Source organism: Streptomyces sp. NPDC007162, assembly GCF_040634175.1.
GTDB lineage: Bacteria > Actinomycetota > Actinomycetes > Streptomycetales > Streptomycetaceae > Streptomyces.
Map to the genome: position 1 here is coordinate 1 of NZ_JBEYFC010000956.1, position 1,655 is coordinate 1,655.

Annotated in this window: 2 protein-coding genes; both read right to left on the bottom strand. The window is 70.6% G+C overall.

The genetic code is table 11. The features are described 5' to 3' along the window. Window positions 1–56: 56 nt before the first annotated feature. Window positions 57–794 (bottom strand): transglycosylase SLT domain-containing protein, encoded by a 738-nt coding sequence (locus ABZ646_RS46210; protein WP_360533685.1) that lies wholly within the window; start codon window positions 792–794, stop codon window positions 57–59. 297 nt (window positions 795–1,091) lie between these two features. Continuing rightward, the coding region (locus tag ABZ646_RS46215; protein ID WP_360533688.1) for an S-adenosylmethionine:tRNA ribosyltransferase-isomerase at window positions 1,092–1,655 on the bottom strand (564 nt) is incomplete at its 5' end.

Below are 1,655 nucleotides of genomic sequence, written 5' to 3' on the forward strand. Positions count from 1 at the left end.
TTCCGATCTGTGGGGTGCCGCCCTTCGGCGCGTCTGCGCCGAGGTCCGCGCCTGCCTCAGTACGCGCTGTTGACGTTGTCGATCGAGCCGTACCGGTGCGCCGCGTAGTTGGCGGCGGCGGTGATGTTGGCGACCGGGTTGTAGATGTCCCAGGACGTTCCGGCGACGTGGTAGGTGCTGAAGGTCGGCGGGATCACCTGCAGCAGCCCCTTGGAGGGGATGCCGTTGATGGCGTTGATGTCCCAGTTGTTGATGGCCATCGGGTTGCCGGAGGACTCCCGCATGATGTTGCGGTGCAGGCCGCTGTAGGAGCCCGGGATGCCCTTGGCCCGCATGATGTCGAGGGCCTGGCGGATCCAGCCGTCGAGGTTGTTGCTGTAGGTCTTCGCGGCCGCCTGCTCGACCTGCGGGCGCGCGGCGGCCCGGCTCGCGGCCTGCGCGGTGGTGCGCGCCTGGGCGGCCTGCCGGGCGGCGGCCTGGGTCTTCGCCTGGGCGGCGGCCTGCTGCACGTGGGCGACGTGCAGGGCGTGGGCGGCGGCCGCCTTCCTGGCGGCGATCGCGTCGAGCTTGACGGCCTGCAGCGCGCTCTGGTCGGTGACCGCGCCCTTGACGTCCTTGATCTGCTGGGTGCCGTAGACCGCCTGGGTCGCGGCGGCGGGGGAGCCCGTCACGACCGTGTCCGCGCTGCTGGGCACGGCGGAGAAGGCGATGGAGGCGGCGCCGAGCGTGGCGATACCGGCGAGCGCGATCTTGTGGTGCTTGGTGAGGGCGGGACTGTAGGTGTTCTTCGGCATGGCAGTGGACCTCTTCGAATAGCGCGGAGGTCGCTCCTTGTCCGCGGGGGAGACCGGCTCCTCCTGCACGAACACCGCGGGGGGAGCCCGCGGTGCTGAGCGACGGCAGCCATTCTTAGCGGCCGCAAAATGCCGAGGCAAAGGTGTGACGTACGACCCTGGGTAGTAGGGGCCGGAAGGCCAAAACGGGACAGATCGGGTCGTCTGTCCCGTTCGGGCGGGGGCTGTTTATCTCCTATGTCCGTTCGTACGTGATGTGCGCCCTATGTGCGGCCTCACATCGCGACTCCATCTTTTTCACGATGAGTTGCTGCCGCAATGCTCTGTGTGAGACCCCTCCTCCGGGAGGATGAGGTGCACGTCCCCGAACTCGTGCCACAGATAGAGCCCGCGCAGCGCCTCCTGGTAGCTGCGGTCGACCGCGGCCCGCCCCGCCACCGCCTCCAGCATCAGCAGATGCGAGGCCTCCGGCTCGTGCAGCCCGGTCAGCAGCCCGTCCACCACCCGCACCCCGCGCTCGGGCGTGACGACGAGCTCCGTCCACCCCTCGGCCGCCCGCACCACCCGGTCCGCCCCGGCAGCCGACTCCACGGCCCGCACGGCGGTCGTCCCCACGGCGATCACCCGCCCTTCGGCCGCCCTGACCGCGTTGATCAGCCGCGCCGAGGCCGCGGGCACGGCGAAACGCTCCGCGTACGGCGGTTCGTGTGCCTCGGGCGACGACAGCCCCGTATGCAACGCGATCGGCGCGAACTGCACCCCGCGGCTCACCAGCTCCGCCACCAGCCGTGCGGTGAAGGGCCGCGCGGCACTCGGCATCTCCGCACTCCCCGCCCCGAGCTGGCCTGGCTGGCGGGTGAC

Excerpts from the sequence above, each read along its gene's own strand:
- ABZ646_RS46210 (WP_360533685.1), bottom strand. The coding sequence starts at position 794 with ATGCCGAAGAACACCTACAGTCCCGCCCTCACCAAGCACCACAAGATC.